Here is a 415-nt window from a genome sequence, read left to right on the forward strand (position 1 = left end):
TCCACATCCGTAAAACGCAGCGTTTCGACATCCATTGCGATCTGATCCCGGTCGCCGGTAATCAAGTTGATCGCGATCAGGTTAGCGCCATCCTGAACGACGGCGAAGTTTGCACGAGTGCCAGAAAGAACCGCGATATCAAGGCCGTCACCGCCGACGATGGTATCGTCGCCCTGCCCGCCTTCGAGGATGTCATCGCCCGTTCCACCGAAGATCTGGTCGTTTCCGCTATTGCCCTCGATGCTGTCGTTGTCCGCTCCGCCTTCCAGCGTGTCCTCGTGTCCCGAGCCGATGATCGTGTCGTCGCCCGCGCCACCATTGATCGAGTCCGGGCGGTACGAGGTCGAAGTACTCGTGGTACCGCCATTGATGGAGTCGTTGCCGTCCCCGCCAAGGATCGTGTCCAGCCCGTAAC

Annotated in this window: 1 protein-coding gene; it reads right to left on the bottom strand. The window is 60.0% G+C overall.

Annotation, left to right across the window (positions count from 1 at the left end):
- Positions 1 to 415, bottom strand: a 415-nt coding sequence (locus tag P1K30_RS23870) for a calcium-binding protein (protein WP_275635242.1), incomplete at both ends; no start/stop codon positions are given.

Source organism: Psychromarinibacter halotolerans (genome assembly GCF_029168315.1).
GTDB classification, from domain to species: domain Bacteria; phylum Pseudomonadota; class Alphaproteobacteria; order Rhodobacterales; family Rhodobacteraceae; genus Psychromarinibacter; species Psychromarinibacter halotolerans.